Source organism: Flavobacterium cupreum (assembly GCF_003996965.1).
Classification (GTDB): Bacteria; Bacteroidota; Bacteroidia; order Flavobacteriales; family Flavobacteriaceae; genus Flavobacterium; species Flavobacterium cupreum.
Genome location: NZ_QWDM01000004.1, coordinates 110643 through 134064, shown reverse-complemented (window position 1 = coordinate 134064; position 23422 = coordinate 110643). Strand labels below are relative to the sequence as shown.

Sequence of the window (23422 nt, the reverse complement as noted above, 5' to 3'; positions counted from 1 at the left end):
GTTTCAAGTTTCAGGTTGACCGTGATAATAGATTTTACATAGAGGCGCACAGCAGTGCGTCTAAGCGCTGTATGAAATTGGAATTTGGATTTCTTTCTATTGAAATTTTAAAAACAATTATCCACCCTGCGTGGCAGAAATAATTAGAATTTCGTCTGTTTCCAGAATAAGGTGTGAATTCCAGTGTAGTTTTGGAATTATGGTGCTGTTGACAGCCACGGCAATTCCGTTTTGTTTGTTTGGAATTTCGAGATCGAGTAATGACTGAACGCTAAGGGTTTCAGCATTGAATGTTTTGATTTTTTGGTTGATTTTTAGTTCCATTCCTTTTGGGTTTAGTATATAGTAATACTTTAGGAATGGCTGCAATTGCGCACAAAAATGCGCGAAGAAGTCATCTTACTTTTCCCTACGCTAGTATGAACTAGATCAGGTTCAGAGGGTAAAATCTCAGCCTGCGATATTGCAGACACCCCTAAAGTGTGAAGCAAATGTAAGGAAAAAAAGTTTTCAGTGGCAGTTTTTAGTGATAGTTTTCAGATTTGTATAAAACTGAAAGCTGCAAACCCGCAAAAAGACACAAAACTGCGACTGAGACAAAGACTAGCAAAAGAGACTGAAAACTGAAAACTACTTCAATCTTGTCCAGCAATCCTCGACATGATCGTTAACCATCCCGGTAGCCTGCATGTGAGCGTAAATAACGGTTGATCCGACAAATTTGAACCCTCTCTTTTTTAAATCTTTACTAATTTCGTCTGAAAGTGGGGTAGTAGCCGGAACGTCTTTTGATGTCTTCGGATTGTTTATGATGGGTTTTCCATTGGTGAATTTCCAGATGTACTCAGAGAAACTTCCAAATTCTTCCTGGATGTTCAGAAAAGCCTGTGCGTTCGTAACTGCCGAACGAATTTTTAGTTTATTGCGGATGATCCCGGTATCGTCAAGAAGGGATTCGATTTTATCTTCGGAATAATTGGCTATTTTTTTATAATCAAAATGATCGAAAGCATTTCTGAAATTTTCCCGTTTATTTAAAATGGTTATCCAGCTCAAACCTGCCTGAAAAGTTTCCAGCATTAAAAATTCAAATAACGAGGCGTCGTCATACACGGGAACGCCCCATTCTTCATCATGATATTTTTTGTATAAATCGCTGGCGGAACACCATCTGCATCGTATTGGATCCATTTTTATTTCAAATATATAAACTTCAATTTTTTACAGGCCTGACTAAATAACTGTTTATCTGACCAGATTTAGTCTCATCATTTTCCAATTTGCCATTTGTATCCTTTTACGCCCGGAATATAAGCAGAACGGCCAATAATGACCAGCTCATTGTAGATCTTCTTATCGTATTTGATGCCGATAGCAGTTCCTGAAGTGTATAATTTATTGGCTTTAAAGGTAATTTTCATAAGGCCGTCTTTGAATTTAGCATCGGAAATCTTTTCTACAAGCCACGTAGAACGCCATTTTACCGCAATTTCGTCATCGTCAGTTTTGGTAATGCTTTTAACAAGTTTAACCGCTTCTTCCGGGATTTCAAATCTTTCAGTAAGCTGTTCCTGAGTCAGAGTCTGACCAATTTTGCTTCCGTAAAGTATTTTTCGTAAGTTAACAAATGTCAGTAAGGTTTTATTTGCCTCAGGACGCATGTCTAATTTAGGATTGTTCGTTACGGTCTCCTGATTTTGAATTTGAGAGCCTGGTTCATTTCCTTCTTTTACGGAAAAAACATTCTTTTTTTGAGGAATAGATCTTTTTTTGGAATTTAAAATAACGGTAGCCCGCGGCACTGTTTTTCTAAATATTTTTGTCGTGGCGGACTTTAATTTATTAACGGGATAGACTTTCTCCTGTTTTGACGGTTTTTTTGCATCGTTGCCGCAGCCTGTAAAAAAATAGGCTATTGAAAGCAGCAGGATGGCAATTGTCTTTTTCATAACTACAAGGTACGCTTAATCTTTAACAGAAGAATCCTCTTCCAGGTATTTCTTAATTAAATGATGTCCAAGATAAATTAACGGCGTTAATAAAACAGCAACAGAAAGTTTAAAAATATAACCTGTTAAGGCCGAGGATATAAAAGTATCAAAGTTGATTTTTCCGGGCAGCCAAAAAGCAATTCCGAGTACAATAAAGGAATCAAATAATTGTGAAATTATAGTAGATCCCGTTGTTCTCAGCCATATTTTCTTTTCTCCTGTTCGTCTTTTAAAAAACCAGAAAATCCAAACATCTATGAGTTGAGACGCCATAAAAGCGATAAGACTGCCGACGATGATCCACATACTTTGTCCGAAAACGGCGAGAAATTGCTCGTCATTTACCGGGCTGATTCCCTTTGCCGCCGGAATTACGATGGCCATAAATAAGACCAGAAAAGCATAAGCAATTAAACAGGCGGTGATAAAAGAAAGTTTTTTAACTCCCTTTTCCCCAAAATATTCATTGATTAAATCTGTGGTAAGAAAAACGATTGGCCACGGCAGAATTCCGATACTCATTACGAACGGCCCGATTTGAATTAATTTTCCTCCGATTAACTCCGCGACTACGGCATTGGTGATAAAAATTCCTGCAAGAATAACAAAGACAATTTCTTTTTTGGTTTTGAACATATCTTTTTATGATTGAAATCCCAAATTTAAGATATTTCTTTATAAACATAACACACTTTGAATCTAAATTAAATAGGGTTGTAAAGCATACTGAAAGTTAAATTTTCTTTTCAATGGTGTTTTTTTCGCTATTTTTGAAACACTAACAAAATTCATTTATATCAAGTAAATTAATGATAATGAAAAAAATAATAGGAATTTTTCTTATGGGTACAACTTTCTTTGCGTCTAACGCACAAACCAATTCTGAGAATCCTCTCCTTAAAAAATGGACCGGCCCTTATGGTGGTGTACCTGCTTTTAATGAGTACAAAGTATCAGATTTTAAACCGGCTATTCAGTTTGCAATTCAGGAAAAACTTAATGAAGTAGAGGCTATTGCGAATAATCCGAAAGCGCCGACTTTTGACAATACAATAGCTGCTCTGGAACTGTCCGGAAAAACAATTACAAGAATTGCTACAGTGTACGGAATTTACAGATCAAATCTTAGCAGTCCGGAGTTTAATGCCGTCGATACGGAAATGTCTCCGAAATTTTCTGAATTCAGCGATAAGATCAATCAGAATAAAAAGCTTTTCGAAAGGATCGAAACCTTATACAATTCAAAAGAAAGTAAAAAACTAACAAGTGAGCAACAACGCTTAATTTGGCTTTATTATACGGAATTTGTCCGTGAAGGAGCGAAATTAAATAATGCAGATAAAGAAAAGGTAGCTGAAATCAATAAGCAGCTGGCGACACTTTTTACAAAATTCAGTCAAAATTTGCTGGCAGAAGAACACGATCAGTTTGTGGCATTAAAAACGGAAGCAGATTTCGACGGCCTTCCTGGTGAAGTGAAAAATGCAGCTATGGCAGAAGCGAAGGATCGAAAATTGGACGTGATGGGATGTATTGCCAATACACGTTCTTCAATTGAACCCTTTTTAACTTTTTCCAATCGCAGGGATTTACGCGAAAAAGCTTTTAATATTTTCGTGAAACGTGGTGATAACGGGAATGCGAATGATAATAATGCGACTTTAGTTTCTATTTTGCAATTGCGTACAGAGAAAGCTAAAATATTGGGTTTCCCTTCTTTTGCGCATTGGAGTTTGTCTAATAAAATGGCCAAAGATCCACAGAAAACACTTGCACTGATGGAATCTGTATGGGAACCAGCCGTTGAAAAAGTACATCAGGATGTTGCCGAAATGCAAAAAATTGCAGATGCTGAGGGAGGCACATTTAAAATCCAGCCCTGGGATTACCGCTACTATGCTGAAAAAGTAAGGAAAGCAAAATATGACCTGGACCAAAATGAAGTTAAGCCTTATTTGCAATTAGAAAACCTTCGTGAAGGTATGTTTTGGGTTGCAGGTGAATTATTCAACTTAAGTTTTAAACAAATTACAACTGTTCCGGTTTATCATCCGGATGTACGTGTCTGGGAGGTAAGCAGTAAGGTAACCGGTAAAGTGGTCGGATTGTGGTATTTTGATCCTTACGCACGTACAGGAAAGCGTTCAGGAGCCTGGATGAATTCTTATAGAGATCAGCAAAAACTGGAAGGAGATGTGCAGACTATTGTCTCTAATAATTGCAATTTTATTAAGGGTGATACAAATGAGCCTATTTTAATTTCATGGGAGGATGCTTCGACACTATTTCACGAATTCGGACATGCCCTTCATGGTTTGTGTTCTAATGTAACGTATCCAAGTTTGTCGGGTACATCAGTAGCCAGGGATTATGTGGAGTTTCCGTCTCAATTGCTGGAGCACTGGTTGTCTACTCCCGAAGTGTTGAATAAATTTGCCCTGCATTATAAAACCAATCAGCCTTTACCGCACGCATTGGTAGAAAGAATTGAAAAAGCAGCCAACTTTGGAGAAGGATTCGCTACTGTTGAAACGATTTCAAGTTCTTTAATAGATATGAAACTTCATTTAACTACAACAGCTATTAATCCTCATGAATTTGAAAAAGTGACATTAGACGCGCTTCATATGCCTTCTGAAATTGTAATGCGTCACAGGATTCCGCAATTTGGACATATTTTTTCAAGTGACGGCTATGCAGCCGGATATTACAGTTATCTATGGGCTGATGTTATAAATGCAGATGCCTATGAGGCTTTCCTTGAAGGAAAAGGCCCTTATGACAAAGAAGTGGCCAAACGACTTTATGAGACTGTATTTAGTGTAGGAAACACGATTGATCAGGAAAAAGCATACGAGAATTTTAGAGGAAGAGCCCCAAAATCTGACGCCTTAATGAGAGCCAGAAATTTCCCGGTTACCGCTAAAAAGTAATTAAGTAAAATGCTAAAACAAAAAAGCCCGAATAAATTAATATTCGGGCTTTTTATATTGAAAAATAATATATTAACCTAAAGTAACTCTTTTGAAACCTGTGATTACAACATTGAATCCTTTAACATAATCACCAACTTTTTTACTATCATCTTTGATAAAGTTTTGATCTAATAAAGCTTTCTCCTGATCTAAAGTAGTATTGTCAGAGATGAAACGCTGCACTTTTCCAGGAATAATTTTATCCCAGATTTGTTCTGGTTTACCTTCAGCTTTTAATTCAGCTTTAGCGTCTTCTTCAGCTTGTTTTAAAACTTCTTCAGTTAATTGAGAGTAAGAAATATATTTAGGAACATTTTTTAAAGTTTTTCCTAAACGTTTAGCTTCTTCATTATCCTTTTCGATTACAGCAATACGGGCAGCAAGTTCAGATTCAACGAAAGCAGGATCAAAATCTTTGTAAGATAATGTATCAGCTCCCATAGAAGCAACTTGCATAGAGATGTCTTTAGTTAACACTTCACCATTAGCAATTGGTTCAGAAATTGCAGTTAATGCAGCAATTTTGTTAACGTGAACATAAGATCCAACGAAAGCACCTTCTAAAATTTCGAAACCACCGATTTCGATTTTTTCACCGATAACACCAGTTTGCTCAATTAATTTTTCAGCAACAGTAATTCCGTTGAAATCTGAAGCCAGGAATTCTTCTTTAGAAGAGAAGTTAATAGCTCTTTCAACCAATTCTTTAGCTAAAGTTACGAAAGCCTCATTTTTACCTACGAAATCTGTTTCGCAGTTTAAAGTGATGATCGCTCCTTTAGTTTTGTCAGCATTAACAAAAGAAACAGCAGCTCCTTCAGAAGACTCACGGTCAGAACGGTTAGCAGCAACTTTTTGTCCTTTTTCTCTAAGGTTTTGTATCGCTTTATCGAAATCTCCATCAGCTTCAACTAAAGCTTTTTTACAGTCCATCATTCCGGCACCTGTAGTTTGTCTTAATTTATTTACGTCTGCAGCAGTAATTGTTGCCATAATATTTTGAATTTTAATGTTAAAAGTAAAAATTCCATCTTTTAAATCCCAAACTCCAGTTTTAATAAATTATCAACATTATGTTTTTAATTATTCTTGGAATTTGGAATTTAAAATTTGGAATTTAAATTATTTATTTATTCTTCAGTTGCAGGAGCAGCAGCTTCAACAGCCGGTGCAGCCTCTACAGCAGGAGCAGCTTCAACAGCCGGAGCTTCTTCTGTAAAAACGTCAGCTTCTTTGTCAGAACCTCTGTCAGAAAGACCTTCGATTACGGCAGCAGTTACTAAAGATAAAATTTTGTCAATTGATTTAGAAGCATCATCATTTGCAGGAATAACGTAATCAACCTCTCTTGGGTCAGAATTCGTATCAACCATTGCGAAAACTGGAATGTTTAATTTTTGTGCTTCTTTTATTGCGATATGTTCCGCTTTGATATCTACTACGAACAATGCTGCAGGTAGTCTTGACATATCAGCGATTGAACCTAAGTTTTTCTCTAATTTAGCACGTAGACGATCCACTTGCAAACGCTCTTTTTTAGAAAGGGTCATGAAAGTACCATCTTTCTTCATTTTATCAATAGAAGACATTTTTTTAACTGCCTTTCTGATAGTTACGAAGTTAGTTAGCATTCCACCAGGCCATCTTTCAGTGATGTAAGGCATGTTGGCAGCTTTTGCTTTTTCAGCAACGATGTCTTTTGCTTGTTTTTTGGTAGCTACGAATAAAATTTTTCTACCTGATGCAGCGATTTTTTTCAAAGCTTCATTAGCTTCTTCAATTTTAGCTGCAGTTTTATATAGATTGATAATGTGAATACCATTACGCTCCATATAAATGTAAGGGGCCATGTTTGGATCCCATTTTCTAGTCATGTGTCCGAAGTGAACACCTGCTTCTAGTAAGTCTTTTACTTCTATTTTGTTTGCCATTTTTGTACTAGTTTACGTTCTGTTGATTAGCAATGCATAAATGGCGGTTTCCCAGGCTTTATACATTTAGATGCTAAACTATTTCCTGCCTCGACAGGAGAGCAACAACAACTGTGTTTTTTAATTTCAATAAATAATTGATCATGTCTTGTCCCAAATGAACAAGACAGGTAATATTAACGTTTAGAGAATTGGAATCTCTTACGAGCTTTCTTCTGACCGAATTTCTTACGTTCAACCATTCTTGGATCTCTTGTTAATAAACCTTCTGGTTTTAGGATAGCTCTGTTTTCAGCATTTACTTCACACATAACACGTGCTAATGCCATTCTTACAGCTTCTGCCTGACCAGTTGAACCACCTCCGTAAACGTTTACTTTTACATCAAAGTTGTTTACATTTTCTGTCATAGACATTGGTTGTAAAACTTTGTATTGTAAAGTTGCAGTTGGAAAGTAAGTTGCGAATTCTTTTTTGTTTACAGTGATTTTTCCTGTTCCTTCAGAAACATATACACGTGCAACAGCGGTTTTTCTTCTACCGATTTTGTGAATAACTCCCATTACTTAAGATCGTTTAGGTTAACAGTTCTAGGTTTTTGAGCTCCGTGAGTATGCTCAGCACCTACAACAACATTTAGATTTCTAAAAAGTTCAGCACCTAGTTTGTTTTTAGGTAACATTCCTTTTACAGCTTTCTCTACTAGTAATGCAGGGTTTTTAGATTGCAATACTTTAGCAGTTAAAGTTCTTTGTCCTCCTGGGTAACCTGTATGACGCATGTAAATTTTGTCATTCATTTTTGTACCTGTAAGGTTAATTTTTTCTGAGTTGATAACAATTACGTTATCTCCACAGTCAACGTGCGGTGTGTAACTTGGCTTGTACTTACCTCTTAAGATCATTGCAACCTTTGAAGCAAGACGACCTAAGTTATGACCTTCAGCGTCAACAACAATCCACTCTTTCGTTACAGTGGCTTTGCTAGCTGAAATTGTCTTGTAGCTTAATGCGTCCATAATATTATTTTAATTAAACATTCCATCCCCAATAGAGGGGATGCAAAAGTACAATTAATTATTTTAAAACCAAATACCTTAAATGATTATTTTAACTGCTGATTTTCAGGAGTTATTTTTTCTTTGAAAACAACAAAAAAACCATCTTTACAAAATGAAGCAAAGATGGTTTGTAACCAGGCTGAAAAAAAAATTAATTATACTATAAATATATTGGCTATGTCTACAACTTGTTGTGTAGTAAGTGGTTCGTCATAAGCTTCAGATCCGGCCGCGGCCCCGAATAAAGTTGCAGTGTTATATCCTGCCTGCATTGTAACACCTTCACCGTTATAGACAGCCTGAGTTGCTTCCGGCATTCCTGCACCTCTTTCTGCATTTGAAATCCATCCTTTCAAACCGCGAAGTCGTCGTACTTCAGAGGCATGACGTGCTTCAACAGAATGTATTTGTAATGCGGCGGTGAGTAATTCCGGAGTTGAAATCAGGTTTGCGGCCTGGCCTTTGTAAGCTCTTACGCCTGTATCTTCAAATGCCTGGGCCAATGCTAAAAATGTCGGATAATCTCCAAAAGGATCAAAAGCACCGCCAACCGTGAAGTCAAAAGTGGGTTTCGGAACAAAATTAGCACTCGCGCTGCCTCCTAATCCGGCAATCAGGAATTTTACGTGATCTGCTTCATGATCTGCTATTTGCTGAAAAACCTTTAAATCACGTCCCCCGTTTTCAGATGCCGGAATAACGCCTGAATCTAACGCCATGGCATAAAATTCATTTTCCAGATATTCCAGGGTCAATGCAAATTGCAAAGCTCCGATTGGTGTTGCCGGAGTCGCGGTTATATCTTTTGCCATTGCTTTATTGGCTAATGCCGATAGACCGAATGGAATGGATGCAAATGCTAAATTTTTTCCAAGATTTCCAAATTGTGTAAAACTGTCTCTTCTTGAACCTGTGCTGGCCATAATACCTTCATTAGTAAATGACTCTATAAATTTTAATATATTCATAATTTCTAGTTTTTAAAGTGCATTAATATTAAGGTAAAAATTTAGCTGTAAATTGTGTGGTGATAAATCCACCTGCAATGGCCAGTATTTTAGACGGATCTTTGGCATCATCCAGTCCGGTAGTCATATTTACGATATCATCTCCTGCAAAGTCTTTGGAATTAGGATTGATTAAACTTCTGATGGCAGAGGCATGTCGGGCTTCTACCGAAACAATTTTACCGGCTAACAATAAATAATCGGGATTTTTGATCAGTTTACCTGCGCCATTATAGGCCGCTACACCAGTGTCTTCCAAAGCTTTGGCAGTTGCAAGTACATCAGTACGGCTGTTAAAGTTTAAGGCACCATAATTAAAGGCCAGTGTTGGCAGTAACTGAGAACTCGGATCCGGTAGTCCGCCACTCAAAGCAGCTTTGAAAAAATCTCTGTGAACTACTTCGTGATGATATAAGTCTGTAAGAACTTGTTTTTCAATCTCGTTAAAAGTCGCATTGAAATTTGAAGCGTTTACGACTTTAGTATAAAAATCAGCTTCTAATTGCTCTAAAGCATATGCGTATGTTAAAACGCCAAAATCTCCGGCGCCTAAGTCAAATTTGCCGTTTCTGATTCCCGGTAACATATTATCTACAACAGGGTCGTCATTATCATTATCACTACACCCGGCCATAAGTAACCCGGCACTAACAACTGTCAGTCCGCTAAGTTTGAGAAAATTCCTTCTGTTGTTCAGGGACTTGTCAACCTCCTGAATCCTTACTTCGTTTTTCATAATTAATACTTTTAAATGGTTATTAATAGCAATTACATTTTCATGTATTAAGTTAGTTACGGAGTTTTGTAGGAAGCGGTTTTAAAAATTGGCTTTATTTTATATTTATTTTACAATTCCCTTAAGACACAGCACAAAGACGGTAAAATTTTAATGTAGTCTGATGTGTTTTTGTTGTAATTTCACTAATTCTACTATATTTGTACTAATTCCATAAATTATGATAGAATGAAAGCTAAAGCAACTTTAAAACAAATCGCGAAAGAACTTAATGTTTCTGTATCAACAGTTTCTAAAGCGCTTAATGATAGCCCCGAAATTAGTGAGCAAACCAAAATCAAAATTAAAGAGTATGCTAAACTAAAAAATTATAAACCAAACGTTATTGGTCTGAATTTGAAGAATCGTAAAACAAAAACAATTGGAGTTATTATACCGAATATACTGAACTCCTTTTTTGCGAAGGTTTTTAGCGGTATCGAAAAAGTAGCAGACAAAAAAGGATATAACGTAATTACCTGTATTTCGAATGAATCTCTGGAGAAAGAAATTCACACCCTTGAAATGCTCAGCAACGGAACTATCGACGGTTTCATCCTGTCAGTTTCTGAAGAAGCGCAAAAATTACAGGAATACAATCATTTTTCAGCGATTATAAATGACGGAACTCCTATCGTAATGTTTGACAGGATTGCCGATGAAGTAGAATGTGATAAAGTAGTGGTTGATGACTTTGATTCGGCTTTGAATTCTACTCAGCATTTAATTAATTTAGGATGCAAAAATATCGCCCTGATTTCTTCTGTAGATAATTTAAGTGTTGGAAAACTGAGAGCCGATGGCTATCTGAAAGCTTTAAAAGACAACAACATTCCGGTAAACGAAAAAATTATTCTTCGTACCGATTCTGAAGACGATATGAAAGCTAAAATTGATGCCATTTTTGATAATAAAATTGACGCTATTTTTGCTTTGGATGAAAATGACTCAGTAGCTGCTTTACGAGTGAGCCTGAAAAAGGGTTTCAGAGTTCCGGAAGATATCTCCATTATAGGTTTTGCAGATGGAATTCTGGCTTCAAGACGTCTGTCACCAAGTTTAACCACAGTAAGTCAGCACGGAATAGAGATTGGAGAAGTTGCAGCCAAAAGGTTAATCAAGAGACTGGAAGAAACCGAAGAAGAAACTTCAGATTACGAAACAATCGTTATTAAGACAGTACTAAAAGAGCGGGAATCAACTCGTAAAGTCTAGTTCAAAAAAAAAATACATAAAAAAAGACTGTCCCGCAAAGGACAGTCTTTTTTTATTTGTGTCATTTCGACGAAGGAGAAATCACATAAAGTGAAGACATAAAGTGTGTCGCCCTTGGATGTGATTTCTCCTTCGTCAAAATGACAAGATTGTGTTTCTCTCGATCCGAAAATCTAAAATCTACAATCTGCACTCTAAAATAAATTAATGCGCTTCCAGCCAGTCTTTACCCAAACCTAATTCCACTTCTAACGGAACGGCCATGGTAAAAGCATTTTCCATTTCGTGTTTGATCATAGGCTGGATTTTTTCGAGTTCATCGTTGTGAACATCGAACACAAGCTCATCATGTACCTGAAGCAGCATTTTAGATTTCCAGTTTTCTTCTTTTAATTTTTTATGAATGTTGATCATGGCAATTTTAATCACATCGGCAGCACTTCCCTGAATAGGGGCATTTACGGCATTTCGTTCAGCGGCACTTCTCACGACTGCATTAGCCGAATTGATATCTTTCAGATAACGACGACGTCCCAAAATAGTTTGAACATATCCTTTTTCTCGGGCAAACTCAATTTGATCCGAAATATAAGATTTCAGTCTCGGGTAGGTTTTATAATACGCTTCTATCAACGCGGCACTTTCGCTGCGTGATAGTGAAGTCTGGTTGCTCAGTCCAAAAGCAGACACACCGTAGATAATTCCGAAGTTTACTGTTTTGGCATTGCTTCTTTGCTCTCGGGAAACTTCTTCTAACGGAACATCGAATACTTTTGCGGCAGTTGCTTTGTGAATGTCTTCTCCGTTTTGGAAAGCAGCAATCATATTTTCTTCTCCGCTTAAAGCAGCAATAATTCGCAGTTCAATTTGAGAGTAATCGGCAGAAATCAGCGTATGATTTTCATCTCGTGCGACAAACGCCTTACGAATCTGACGGCCTCTTTCGGTACGGATCGGAATATTCTGCAGGTTCGGATTATTAGAACTCAAACGTCCCGTTGCCGCAACGGTCTGCATATAATCCGTATGAACGCGTAATGTCTTTTTGTCGACCTGTTCGGGCAAGGCCATAATATAAGTGCTTTGCAATTTTACCATTTGTCGCCAGTCCAGAATTTCCTTTATAATCGGATTGTCATTGGCTAAATAGGTTAAAACATCTTCACCAGTCGCATATTGGCCCGTTTTGGTTTTCTTTTGTTTTACGCCGCCAATTTTCATTTTGTCAAATAAAATATCACCCAATTGTTTCGGAGAAGCAAGGTTGAATTTCTCACCGGCAGTTTCATATATTTTTTGCTCCAGGGATTTGATTTCAATATCCATTTCTTTAGACATGGCGCTTAAAAAATCCACGTCCAGACGGATTCCTTCGGTTTCCATGGCAGCCAGAACACTTACTAATGGAATTTCGATTTCATCAAATAACTTTTTAGTTTCTGTTTTGTCTAATTCTGTTGTGAAAATTTCTTTTAACTGCAAAGTTACGTCAGCATCTTCAGCAGCGTATTCTTTGATTTCTTCCAACGCAACATCGCGCATGGAAATTTGATTTTTACCTTTTTTGCCAATTAAGGTTTCAATTGATTTTGGTGAATATTTCAAATACGTTTCCGCTAAAATATCCATATTATGACGCATATCCGGGTTAATCAGATAATGTGCAATCATGGTATCAAAAAGTTTTCCTTTTACAGTAACACCGTAGTTAGAAAGTATTTTCAGGTCATATTTTAAATTCTGGCCAATTTTTTCGATGTTTTCGTTTTCAAAAAAGGGTCTGAATTTATCAATCAACACCTGAGCTTCTTCCTGACTTTCCGGAAACGGAACATAATATCCTTTTCCTTTTTCATACGAAAAAGAAATTCCAACCAGCTCCGCATGCAAAGCATCTAAACCAGTAGTTTCGGTGTCGAAACAAACGGAAGGCTGTTTCTGCAGATTTTGTAAAAGCAATTTAATTCCCAAATCGCCTTCGACAGCCTGATAGGAATGCTCTGTATTTTCTAAAGTATTGTAAAATGAAGTTCTTTCTTCTGTTTCATCAATAGTTGCACCACCTCCGAATAAATCAAACTGCTCTTCGTTTTTCGGTTGTGGTTTTTTGTATAATTTGGCTTCGTCGCCTTTATTTGCTAATTCGTTTCCGCCGCCAATTTTAAACAAATTGTCAAATTGTTCTGCCATTCTTCTAAATTCCAGTTCCTGAAAAATAGCGTCGGTTTTTTCGATATCAGGGCGTGAAAGTTCATAATCGTTTTCATTAAAAACAACATCACAATCGCAAATAATAGTCGCCAGTTTTTTAGATAAAATTCCTTTGTCTTTATTCGCTTCGATATTTTCTTTCATTTTACCTTTCAGTAAATGCGTGTTCTCCAGCAGATTTTCCATCGAACCATATTCTTTCAGGAATTTTTTGGCTGTAACTTCACCAACTCCGGGTAATCCCGGAATGTTATCGACAGCATCGCCCATCATTCCAAGAAAATCAATCACCTGTTCGGGTCTTTCAATTTCAAATTTTGCCAAAACTTCAGGCACACCCCAGATTTCAATTCCATTCCCCATACGGGCCGGTTTGTACATAAAGATATTTTCAGAAACCAATTGCGCAAAATCCTTATCGGGCGTAACCATGTAGACTTTGTAGTTTTCTTTTTCAGCTTGCTTGGCAATGGTTCCAATTAAATCATCGGCTTCGCAACCTGCCATTTCTATAATAGGAATGTGCATCGCTCGTAGTAAATCCTGAATATACGGAATCGCAATTTTAATCGCTTCAGGCGTAGCATCACGATTGGCTTTGTAATCAGAATACATTTCTGTTCTTACCTGGCTTCCTTCTTTATCGAAAGCAACGGCCAAATGATCCGGTTTTTCTCTTTTGATGACATCCAGCAGCGAATTCATGAAACCCATAATGGCGGAGGTATCCATTCCTTTGGAGTTAATCCTTGGATTTTTTATGAAGGCATAATAACCACGGAATATGAGTGCATAAGCATCAAGAAGAAAAAGACGTTTTTGAGTTGACATAAAAAAAATATTAGTCTGTAAAAATAATCAATTGGGTCCTCAAAAATAAGCCTGACAGGATTTTTTTTTAACCATGTAAGTTATATAAGTTCATTTAAGTAAATGAGTAATGCAGCGCATCTAAAACATCATCCTATTCATAAGGTTAAATGAACTTATATAACTCATATGGTAGAAAACAGTACCAATAATCCCTGCTAAGTTAATCTGAAGTTAAAATTTCTAAACTGGCCGGTTTCTTCATTTTGTCTTCATTTTACAGAGGTAAATTTGATCTGTAATTAAAAGGTTATTAATTTAAATTGTAGAAATCATGAGAAATTTTTTAATGTTACTCGTAGCAGTTTTAGGAACCACAGCAATGGTACATGCCTTTCCAGCTGTAAAAGTTAGCCCTGTTAAAGAAGTTAAAGCAACTCCGACAAAAGAGGTTAAAGCTACAAAACATCCCAGAAAAAAATCTGATAAAAAAGCGAATTCTGATAAAAAAGAAGCCGCGAAATCAGAAACACCTGCCATGAAAAAATAAGAGTTGTTTTTGTTTTGCTTTTGAAGAATTGTAAGGGGAGCAAAACAGAAATGATAATTATGGAGAAAGCTGATAAAGAAATTTATCGGCTTTTTTTTGATTCGTTAATTTTGTAATAATAAGCAACATGGCTTTTTAGAATTGCTTAATTTTAGTTGCACTTAGAATCTGTAAATATGAATATTTTAATTGTTGAAGATAATAAAGAACTTGCTGCAGAAGTGTTTGATTTTTTGTCGAACACAGGTTATGTGTGCAAGATTGTGCATAATTGCAGTGATGCTTTAGAAGACGTAAACAGTAATGATTACGATGCCATGCTGCTCGATCTTGGATTGCCTGATGGCGATGGTTTTGAGGTTTTGAAAGCCGTTCGGAAAACCAAATCAAAAATGGCTGTCATTGTCATTACGGCCCGTGGCGAATTAGACGACAGGATTAATGGTTTGCATCTTGGTGCCGATGATTATCTGACAAAACCTTTTGCCTTAACGGAACTGAGCGCCCGATTGTTCGCTGTTATTCGGAGAATGCACGGTTTTACCTTAAATGACTTACTGGTTCATGGTTTCTCGTTACAATTGCAGGATTATAAAGTAAGTTACAGCGATATCCCCATTAATCTGACCAAAAAAGAGTTTGATATTTTTCAATATTTAGTATTGAACAAAAATCGGGTCATTACCAGATTGCAATTAACGGAACATATCTGGGGGGATATTCTTGAAGTTAATTCAGATTCAAATTTTATCGATGTTCATGTCCGGAATCTTCGGAAAAAGTTAGACAAACATACTGATATCGGCTGGTTTGAAACCGTCCGAAATGTCGGCTACCGAATTAACGAGTAAATAAGATACTGTGAAGATAAAACACCAATTGGCAATTTTTAATGCACTGACACGATTGTTGGTGATTTTGGTTTTATGGTTAATGTTGCCCATTTTGGTTGAAAATGTAGTGTACAGCCATATCAATAATGGATTGCTGGAAAAAAAGAAAAAATTCATTGACCACTTAAATCAGGAAGAGATTAATGATTTTATCGAAAATTCCGGTGATTCGACGGAAACATATTCGCAATTTTCTACGCTGCACAGTGAATTTCTGGTACTTTCGAAAGTTCCGGTAAAACCCCGTCAGAAAGAAACCACTTTTAGCAATGATTATCGCGTTATTGAAGGAGAAGAGAACGAATACCGAATTCTCCAATATCATTTTACCTATGAAAAAGAAGGATATCAGCTGGAAATTGGCAGTGACCTTAGCGAAGTAAATGACCTTACATTTATCATCCGTTTGTTTATTATTATTGTCCTGGTGATTATTCTTCTCGTTACATTTCTGGCAGATACCGTTTATATTGAATATCTGCTGAAACCTTTTTACAACATTATTGATACCAAAATTCGACGCGTCAATGAACCCGAAACTTTCGATCACACGCCAATAAAGGCAAAATCAAGTGATTTCATGGAGCTGGATCTGGTTTTGAATCAGATGATGGATCGTATCGGAGAACTTTTTAAAAAAGAAAAACAATTTATCTCGAATGTTTCCCACGAACTTCTGACCCCCATTGCCCTGCTCAAAAATAAACTGGAAAATTTATTGCAGAATGATTCTTTAGATGATAATGCGGTGGATAAAATCGCAAGTTCTTTAAAGACATTGGACATGCTGAAAAAAATCATCAATAATCTGCTGTTGATTTCCAGAATCGAAAACAACCAGTATACAACCGAAGAAGAGATTCATTTCTACGAAATCATAACAGACATGCAGGAAGATCTTCAGGACAGAATTGAAGATAAACAAATTGAATTTTTGAATATAATGAAGCATGATTTTAGTTTTAAAGGAAATAAAACACTGATTCATATTCTCATTTACAATCTGATCACAAATGCAATTAAATACAATACCCCAAAAGGAAAAATTACAATTACTGACGGATTCTCAGATAAACACTATTTTATTTCTATTGCCGATTCAGGAATTGGGATGGATCCTTCCCAAATCGGAAAGATATTCAGCAGGTTTACGCGGATCAACTCAGATCAGGACGGACAAGGCCTGGGGCTGACGATTGCAGATAGTATTGCCAATTTTCATCATATAGAAATTAAAGTGACTTCTGTAATTAGCGAAGGAACGACATTCACTCTTTTGTTTCCGGAAACGGCAAAAAACTAATTGTAAGTTATTTTTTTAATACATCAAATCTTCATTTTGTCTTCATTTACTGATGCTATCTTTGGCTTATAAATAATCAAATAATAATAATTTATAAAATTCAAAGTCATGAAAAAATTAGTAATGTTAGCAGTAGCAATTTTAGGAACAACAGCAATGGTAAACGCTCAGACCGCTCCGGCACAAACCACTCCGGTAAAAGAAGCTAAAGCGCCTAAAAAAGAGAAAAGAGCAGAGAAAAAAGCTAAAAAAGCAGAGGTTAAAGCAGAAGCGGCTAAAGCAGAAGCAAAAAAATAAAGCAGAATTTTTATTTGGTTTCATAGCATTTGATTAGGCCTGAATACTAATAAAGATAATTTTAAACAGAGGGAAAGGCTGGTAAAGAAATTTATCAGCCTTTTGATTTATATTTGAGTTAAATTTTTGATAATAAAAAGCAATAAAAAATTCATTCTTTGTTACTTTGCTTAAAACTATACCTAAATGATCATTCGTTTTATAATTCTATGTGCTCTATTTTTATTTATTGAGTTTTATTCTTACCAGGCCTTTCGTACTTTAATCAAACTAAGATGGGTTTTGGTCAGTTATCAAATTATAAGTGTACTGCTTTTAATTTTTATCATCTATTCTTTTTCGCAGGTAGATCGCTCCGTTGGACAAACGAGACAGTTTATGTTTACTACTGGTCTGATGCTGATGGTTTATGTGCCAAAAATTGTCCTTACGCTTATTATGTTCGGCGAAGATATTTTTAGGGTAGGAGCAGGAATAGTAAATTATTTTGTTTACAATTCAAGCGGATCAGCCGCTATTCCGTCAAGGCGAAAATTCATCAGTCAAATTGGTTTAGGATTGGCTGCGGTTCCTTTTTTATCTTTAATCTATGGGATTTTTGAGGGGAAGTATAATTACAAAGTAATTAAACAGACCATATTTTTCCCGGATCTTCCGGATGCTTTCGATGGTTTTAAAATCACTCAGATTTCGGATGTTCACAGCGGAAGTTTTGATAATCCGGAAAAGATCAGTTATGCGATTGACCTGATCAACGAGCAGGAAGCAGACATGATTTTGTTTACGGGAGATATCGTCAATACACATGCAAAAGAAATGCATCCGTGGTTAGAAACTTTCAGCAGGATAAAAGACTATAAATACGGCAAGTTTTCCGTTTTAGGAAACCATGATTACGGTGAATATGTTACATGGCCTTCAGAAGTAGAAAAAACGGAAAATTTTGAAGCCATTAAAAAATTATACGGTCAGATCGGTTTTAAATTGCTGTTAAATGAACACTCTTATATCCAAAAAGGTGATGATAAAATTGCACTGATCGGAGTAGAAAACTGGGGGCAGAATTTCAAGAAAGCCGGTGATTTGAACAAGGCGTCACAAAATGTAACTCAGGATGATTTTAAAGTCTTAATGAGTCACGATCCAAGCCATTGGGAATATGAAATCAAGAACCATCCTAAAAACTTCCATCTGACATTGTCAGGACATACTCACGGAATGCAGTTTGGTATCGAAATACCGGGTTATTTTAAATGGAGTATTGCGCAATATATTTACAAACAGTGGGCGGGATTGTATGAAGAGCTGGGGCGATATGTGTATGTGAACCGCGGTTTTGGTTTTCATGCGTACCCGGGACGAGTGGGTATTATGCCTGAAATAACGGTCATTGAACTAAAAAAAGGCAAGAATGTGGCTTAATTCGTTAAAAATGCTACATTTGTATTAAACTATCTCTTTTTAATAGATTAAAAGAATTAAATTTTTGGTTTTATGTCAAAATTTGGAGAACTTATAAATGCTCAGGTTCCGGTGTTAATTGATTTTTACACGGATTGGAACGAATCATCTGTATCAATGCATCCTGTTATTAAGGATGTGGCTGCTGCACTTGGCGATAAGGCCAAAGTCATTAAAATTGATGTAGATAAAAACCAGGAACTTGCTGAGGCATTACGTATAAAAGGACTTCCTACCTTAATGATTTACAAAGAAGGACAAATGATCTGGAGACAGTCAGGGGAGCTTGATGCCAATACGATAATCGGAATTGTTCAGGATCAGTTCAACGTATAATGCCAAGGATTGCAGGATATTATTTTAATGGATAATATCAAAAGAAAATCCGTTTTCTTTTAGGAAATGCAGTGTTTTAGGTAAGGCAAATTTTAAATTTTGTGAAGCTTTTACACTGTCATGAAAAACAATAACACTTCCTGACTTTACATTTTTTGTAACGTTTTCAAGGCATTTTTCAGGTGTAATGCTCTGGTCGAAGTCAGCGCTTAAAACATCCCACATTACTATTTTATAGCCCAGGTTTCTTAAAATCTTAGATTGCTCTTTTTTTATCTTCCCGTAAGGAGGACGAAATATCAACGGGTTTAGATTTTTTTCTTCTGAAAGAACCTTAGCACAATTTTTTACATTTTCAATATAATCATTCGTTTTACTTTTCCATCCGTTAATATGGTTCATGGTATGATTTCCTATGGAATGACCTTCGGTAATCAGCTTTTCAAATAAGGAGGAATTTGCTTTTATGTTTTTTCCGATACAAAAAAAGGTAGCTTTTGCATCAAATTTTTTCAATTCAGATAAAACCCAGTCCGTAACTTCAGGAGTTGGGCCATCATCAAACGTGAGGTATATTTTCTTTTCATTGTTCGGAATATCCCAACAATATTTAGAAAACACCTTTTTGATGAATGTATTTGTTTTTACCCAATAGAAGCTCATTTTGTAAAATGATTTAGTGATATGTAAAAATAAAAAATGTAGCGCTATTTTTCTAACAGCGCTACATTTTTTTAATTGCTAATATTTCCGTATATTATTCTTTTTCTCTTCCAAAACGTTCGAAAACATTTACATAAGTATTAAAAGTCACTTTGTGTTTTTCGTAGAACGCTTTGTCGTTATTGTCTCTCATTACTTCCAGTAAGCTTCTGTAACGCTCAATTTCGGTAATAATGTCAATTGCCAAGTCAGTTTGGTCGGAAGCGCTTAATGTCGCGTAATAATTAAGTTCTTCTTTGTATTTCTGAACCAGTTTAGTTAGCAGATCCTGTGCTTTTGCTTTTTCTCCAACTTTATAATATCCTCCGGCAAAAGGTTCAACTAACGAATAGTATCCAAATTTGTCCAAAGGCATTTTTGTCATGGCTAAATTGATAACTTTTTTAGCTTTGTCAATTTTTCCCTCTTCAATAAGCTGATTCATTAAACGGGACAGATTGGTACGGTACGTGATACTGTTTCTTCTTGTTTCAGGATCGTGATAAATTGTAGTGCTCTCACTGTTGCCCCAATCCCATTTCATTACAATATCGTACATTTTATCGGCATCAATTTGACCCATATCCATTGGCCCGCCTTCTTTGGAAGGGGTGTTTTTGACAGGAACCAATTTGTAAACCATTCCGTCCAGTTGCAAATAGTCTTTCAGCCACAAATAATCTTCATCATCAAAAGCACCTCCGCTAAAGTAAATTGGTCTTTTCCAGTTGTTGTTGGCTAAAATATCCAGCATCATTAAGCGGTTTTTGTATAATGCGCTTCCTTTGATGTTAATGTCCATATAAGGAACAATAGAGTCATTGTATTTAGGATTGACAATTTTATTTTTAATGATTAAATCTTTGTCAACAGGGACCCTGATTTTATTAGTTGGGTAAAAATGAATCGTTTGTCCGTTTTGTAACCCTACAGTTGATTTTGGGTTTTTAATAAAACTTATAAAGTCATTGATGTTCCAACGTGTTTCTATTTTTTGAATGTAAGCCACATAATCCAGTTTGTCACCCACATATTCATCATGTTTAAATGATATTGGCAGCGGGTTGGATTCATACGATTTGGCTTTCATCTGATCTATGTACCAATCGGTCATGAAAAGACTCGTATTTACGATTTTCACGTCTGTTCGTATACCTTCGATTTCCTGGGCATACCATAACGGGAAAGTATCATTGTCTCCAATGGTAAACAAAATAGCATCTTTATCACAGGAAGTTAAATACGCTTTTGCCATTGCCACAGCCGTATATTTGCCTGATCTGTCATGGTCATCCCAGTTTTGAGAAGCCATTAAAACCGGGGCTGCCAGTAAACTTCCGGCAATAATGATTGGGCCTGCAAGTTTTGGTGCAATGTATTTCTGGATACTTTCGTATAGAGAATAGACTCCAAATCCTATCCAGATGGCAAAGACATAAAAGGATCCTACAAGTGCATAATCTCTTTCACGAGGTTCAAAAGGCCTTTCATTCAGGTAAATTTTCAGGGCAATTCCGGTGAACAGGAATAGAGCCAAAAGCACATAAAAACTTTTAAGGTCTTTATTGGCATGATACATAAGTCCGATCAGTCCTAAAATAAAAGGTAAGAAGAAATAAACGTTTCTTCCTTTATTGTTTAGCACATCAGAAGGTAAATTGTCCTGAGAGCCAAGATGTAAGGAATCCAGTGCTTTAATTCCGCTAATCCAGTTTCCGTCTAAGTTATCGTATTTTCCCTGAATGTCGTTTTGACGACCGACAAAGTTCCACATCAGGTATCTCCAGTACATATATCCGAATTGGTACTCGAACATAAAACTAAAGTTGTCTACAGTTGTCGGTTTTTCGATAATTAAGTAATCTCCGTAACTTTTCAGGAATTTGATATAACCTTCGTTGTCAATTTGTTTTTGAGCATACGCTTTTCTGAATTCAGAAACTGTTTTCTCTACTTCATTGCGCAATTGGGCGGTAGCTTTATTGTATTCCTCTTCGCTTAGCTGACTGGCGTCAATTCCGTATTTTGCCAAATCATCTTCGTAAGGATAATTTGGATTTATTTTGAAACCTGGGGGAGCGGTAAAACTTATATAGTTCTGAATATGTCCTGTTTCAGTACTCCACATTCTTGGCAGAATCGTCTTTTGATTGTCGTCTGTATTCTGTTCCGCGTTTTTATAATTATTGGTAATAATGTATTTACCGGTTTTATAATCTCTTTCGTAGTTTGGATTTTTGTCTAAATAAGGTGTTTCGGCATCCAGACCTGCAAAAACCTCTGTATATTGAGGTCCGTAAAACAATGGGTTTACACCATATTGCTCACGATTGTAATACGCTAAAACTTCTATGGCATCAGATGGTTTGTTTTCGTTAATTACGGTATTGGCGTTAGCACGAACCGGCAGCATCATCCAGGTGGAGAAACCTATTAAGATAAATAATACGCAAAGAATGATAGTGTTATAGAAAACAAGCCCTTTTTGTTTGGTAAACTTTAATCCAAAATAAAAGAAAGCAACAAAAAGCAACGCAACAAAAATGGTCCCTGAGTTAAAAGGCAATCCCATGCTGTTTACCATGAAAATTTCCGTTTTTCCAAAGAAAGCCATTGTTAACGGTAAAAGTAATTTGAAGATAAACAGCAAAATACCGATCACCACAACGTTGGCAATTAGAAAGTTCTTGATCGTAACTTTTTCGTAATGTTTAAAATAATATAAAAATCCTATTGAAGGAATGGTAAGCAACGCCATGAAGTGAACTCCAAACGAAAGACCGATAACAAGCGAAATAACCAATAACCATTTATTCCCTTTTGGTTGATCCATATCCTGTTCCCAGCGAAGTCCGAGCCAGAAAAGCAATGCAATTAATAAAGAAGCCATTGCATACACTTCAGCCTCAACGGCATTAAACCAGAAACTGTCTGAAAAAGTATAAGCCAGAGCGCCCACAAAAGAACTTCCTAAAATAACAATTGAATTATTCTGATTGATTTCGGCAAAACGGGCTATAATTTTTTTCAAAATCATAGAAGAGGACCAAAATAAAAACAGAATAGTAAAGGCACTTGAGAAAACAGACATCATATTTACCATTACGGCCACATGCTGATTGTCTATAGCAAACATGGCAAAGAAAGCGCCCATCATTTGAAATAAAGGAGCTCCGGGTGGGTGCCCCACTTCTAATTTGGCTGCTGTAGCAATATATTCGCCACAATCCCAAAAGCTCATTGTAGGTTCAACAGTTAGTGTATAAGTAATTAAAGCGATTGCAAATGCAAACCAACCAATAATTGTATTCCATTTATTGAAATTGAATTGTGCCATATTTAGGTGTTAAAATTTTGTTTGTTTTCTATCCTACAAAGAAAATGTTTTTTTGCGTAAAGAATAGGGCATTAACAAAAAATTCTACAAAAGTATTTCGTAGGAGTAATATATTGTTTGTGAAATACTTGCATGAATATTGTAGATTTTGAAGGAAGAAAAATGAAAAAAAATGATTTTTTTTCATCAAAAAGTTTGTGCAAACTAAAAAAAGCTTTAAATTTGCACTCGCTTAACAGCATTGCTGGTCTATGGTGTAATGGTAACACAACTGTTTTTGGTGCAGTCTTTCAAGGTTCGAGTCCTTGTAGACCAACATAAAAGCCTCTCATTCGAGAGGCTTTTTTTATGCGTAAAAAATTTGCGCAAACTAAAAAAAAGATTTAAGTTTGCACTCGCTTAACAGCACTGCTGGTCTATGGTGTAATGGTAACACAACTGTTTTTGGTGCAGTCTTTCAAGGTTCGAGTCCTTGTAGACCAACATAAAAGCCTCTCAATCGGGAGGCTTTTTTTATGTATTAAATTTAGCGGTTTTGCAACCGCAAATGGCACAAAGATTTACGCAA

21 protein-coding genes, 2 tRNA genes and 1 riboswitch are annotated in these 23422 nt (G+C 36.2%); of the genes, 10 read left to right on the top strand and 13 right to left on the bottom strand.

Going from position 1 to position 23422, the window contains the following annotated elements; all coding sequences use genetic code 11:
• Window positions 1–117 precede the first annotated feature (117 nt).
• The 4 genes from thiS to D0817_RS07265 form a co-directional block, all read right to left on the bottom strand.
• On the bottom strand, window positions 118–324 hold the full coding sequence (gene thiS, locus D0817_RS07280; protein WP_127337738.1) for a sulfur carrier protein ThiS: 207 nt from the start codon (window positions 322–324) through the stop codon (window positions 118–120).
• Between the two features lie 65 nt (window positions 325–389).
• Window positions 390–487: riboswitch (TPP riboswitch) on the bottom strand.
• Between the two features lie 143 nt (window positions 488–630).
• The gene (locus tag D0817_RS07275) at window positions 631–1191 is read right to left on the bottom strand and encodes a DNA-3-methyladenine glycosylase I (protein ID WP_127337737.1); all 561 of its coding nucleotides are present in this window, start codon (window positions 1189–1191) and stop codon (window positions 631–633) included.
• 77 nt (window positions 1192–1268) lie between these two features.
• The gene (locus D0817_RS07270) at window positions 1269–1949 is read right to left on the bottom strand and encodes a hypothetical protein (protein WP_127337736.1); all 681 of its coding nucleotides are present in this window, start codon (window positions 1947–1949) and stop codon (window positions 1269–1271) included.
• A gap of 15 nt (window positions 1950–1964) precedes the next feature.
• On the bottom strand, window positions 1965–2627 hold the full coding sequence (locus D0817_RS07265) for a queuosine precursor transporter (protein ID WP_127337735.1): 663 nt from the start codon (window positions 2625–2627) through the stop codon (window positions 1965–1967).
• Window positions 2628–2806: 179 nt separating this feature from the next.
• Between D0817_RS07265 and D0817_RS07260 the strand changes: the two genes are divergently transcribed.
• Complete coding sequence (locus D0817_RS07260; RefSeq protein WP_127337734.1) at window positions 2807–4924, top strand: M3 family metallopeptidase; 2118 nt, start codon at window positions 2807–2809, stop codon at window positions 4922–4924.
• A 72-nt stretch (window positions 4925–4996) separates the two neighbouring features.
• Here D0817_RS07260 and tsf read toward each other — a convergent pair whose 3' ends face one another.
• The 6 genes from tsf to D0817_RS07230 form a co-directional block, all read right to left on the bottom strand.
• Window positions 4997–5959: a translation elongation factor Ts gene (gene tsf / locus D0817_RS07255; protein WP_127337733.1), complete on the bottom strand. Its 963-nt coding sequence runs from the start codon at window positions 5957–5959 to the stop codon at window positions 4997–4999.
• 137 nt (window positions 5960–6096) lie between these two features.
• Window positions 6097–6897: a 30S ribosomal protein S2 gene (gene rpsB / locus D0817_RS07250; protein WP_127337732.1), complete on the bottom strand. Its 801-nt coding sequence runs from the start codon at window positions 6895–6897 to the stop codon at window positions 6097–6099.
• A gap of 176 nt (window positions 6898–7073) precedes the next feature.
• A complete protein-coding gene (gene rpsI / locus D0817_RS07245) occupies window positions 7074–7460 on the bottom strand; it encodes a 30S ribosomal protein S9 (protein ID WP_007808909.1) in 387 nt (128 codons plus the stop codon).
• Window positions 7460–7915 carry a 50S ribosomal protein L13 gene (gene rplM, locus D0817_RS07240; RefSeq protein ID WP_026983738.1) on the bottom strand — a complete coding sequence of 152 codons (456 nt, stop codon included), beginning with the start codon at window positions 7913–7915 and terminating at the stop codon, window positions 7460–7462. Before rplM ends, rpsI begins: the two co-directional genes overlap by 1 nt.
• A gap of 197 nt (window positions 7916–8112) precedes the next feature.
• A complete protein-coding gene (locus tag D0817_RS07235; RefSeq protein ID WP_127337731.1) occupies window positions 8113–8925 on the bottom strand; it encodes a ferritin-like domain-containing protein in 813 nt (270 codons plus the stop codon).
• A 28-nt stretch (window positions 8926–8953) separates the two neighbouring features.
• Window positions 8954–9700: a ferritin-like domain-containing protein gene (locus D0817_RS07230; RefSeq protein WP_127337730.1), complete on the bottom strand. Its 747-nt coding sequence runs from the start codon at window positions 9698–9700 to the stop codon at window positions 8954–8956.
• 228 nt (window positions 9701–9928) lie between these two features.
• Here D0817_RS07230 and D0817_RS07225 point away from each other — a divergent pair, with 228 nt between their 5' ends.
• Window positions 9929–10954, top strand: coding sequence for a LacI family DNA-binding transcriptional regulator (locus D0817_RS07225; protein ID WP_127337729.1), 1026 nt, complete (start codon window positions 9929–9931; stop codon window positions 10952–10954).
• Window positions 10955–11158: 204 nt separating this feature from the next.
• On the opposite strand, the gene polA is transcribed toward D0817_RS07225, so the two are convergent.
• Window positions 11159–13996: a DNA polymerase I gene (gene polA / locus D0817_RS07220; RefSeq protein ID WP_127337728.1), complete on the bottom strand. Its 2838-nt coding sequence runs from the start codon at window positions 13994–13996 to the stop codon at window positions 11159–11161.
• 313 nt (window positions 13997–14309) lie between these two features.
• On the opposite strand from polA, the gene D0817_RS07215 reads away from it, so the two are divergent.
• The 6 genes from D0817_RS07215 to D0817_RS07190 all read left to right on the top strand — a co-directional run bounded on the left by D0817_RS07215 (window position 14310) and on the right by D0817_RS07190 (window position 18815).
• A complete protein-coding gene (locus D0817_RS07215; RefSeq protein WP_127337727.1) occupies window positions 14310–14525 on the top strand; it encodes a hypothetical protein in 216 nt (71 codons plus the stop codon).
• A gap of 176 nt (window positions 14526–14701) precedes the next feature.
• The gene (locus tag D0817_RS07210; protein WP_127337726.1) at window positions 14702–15376 is read left to right on the top strand and encodes a response regulator transcription factor; all 675 of its coding nucleotides are present in this window, start codon (window positions 14702–14704) and stop codon (window positions 15374–15376) included.
• Window positions 15377–15386: 10 nt separating this feature from the next.
• Window positions 15387–16721, top strand: coding sequence for a sensor histidine kinase (locus D0817_RS07205; RefSeq protein WP_238160839.1), 1335 nt, complete (start codon window positions 15387–15389; stop codon window positions 16719–16721).
• Between the two features lie 108 nt (window positions 16722–16829).
• Window positions 16830–17018, top strand: coding sequence for a hypothetical protein (locus D0817_RS07200; protein WP_127337725.1), 189 nt, complete (start codon window positions 16830–16832; stop codon window positions 17016–17018).
• 186 nt (window positions 17019–17204) lie between these two features.
• Window positions 17205–18440 carry a metallophosphoesterase gene (locus D0817_RS07195; RefSeq protein WP_127337724.1) on the top strand — a complete coding sequence of 412 codons (1236 nt, stop codon included), beginning with the start codon at window positions 17205–17207 and terminating at the stop codon, window positions 18438–18440.
• 72 nt (window positions 18441–18512) lie between these two features.
• Window positions 18513–18815, top strand: a complete 303-nt coding sequence (locus D0817_RS07190; protein ID WP_115843618.1) for a thioredoxin family protein — start codon at window positions 18513–18515, stop codon at window positions 18813–18815.
• Window positions 18816–18839: 24 nt separating this feature from the next.
• Here D0817_RS07190 and D0817_RS07185 read toward each other — a convergent pair whose 3' ends face one another.
• Window positions 18840–19478 carry a polysaccharide deacetylase family protein gene (locus D0817_RS07185; RefSeq protein ID WP_127337723.1) on the bottom strand — a complete coding sequence of 213 codons (639 nt, stop codon included), beginning with the start codon at window positions 19476–19478 and terminating at the stop codon, window positions 18840–18842.
• A gap of 94 nt (window positions 19479–19572) precedes the next feature.
• On the bottom strand, window positions 19573–22854 hold the full coding sequence (locus tag D0817_RS07180; RefSeq protein WP_127337722.1) for a glycosyltransferase family 117 protein: 3282 nt from the start codon (window positions 22852–22854) through the stop codon (window positions 19573–19575).
• A gap of 245 nt (window positions 22855–23099) precedes the next feature.
• On the opposite strand from D0817_RS07180, the gene D0817_RS07175 reads away from it, so the two are divergent.
• A tRNA-Gln gene (locus D0817_RS07175) sits at window positions 23100–23170 on the top strand.
• Window positions 23171–23266: 96 nt separating this feature from the next.
• Window positions 23267–23337 (top strand) — tRNA-Gln (locus D0817_RS07170).
• Window positions 23338–23422: the final 85 nt, after the last annotated feature.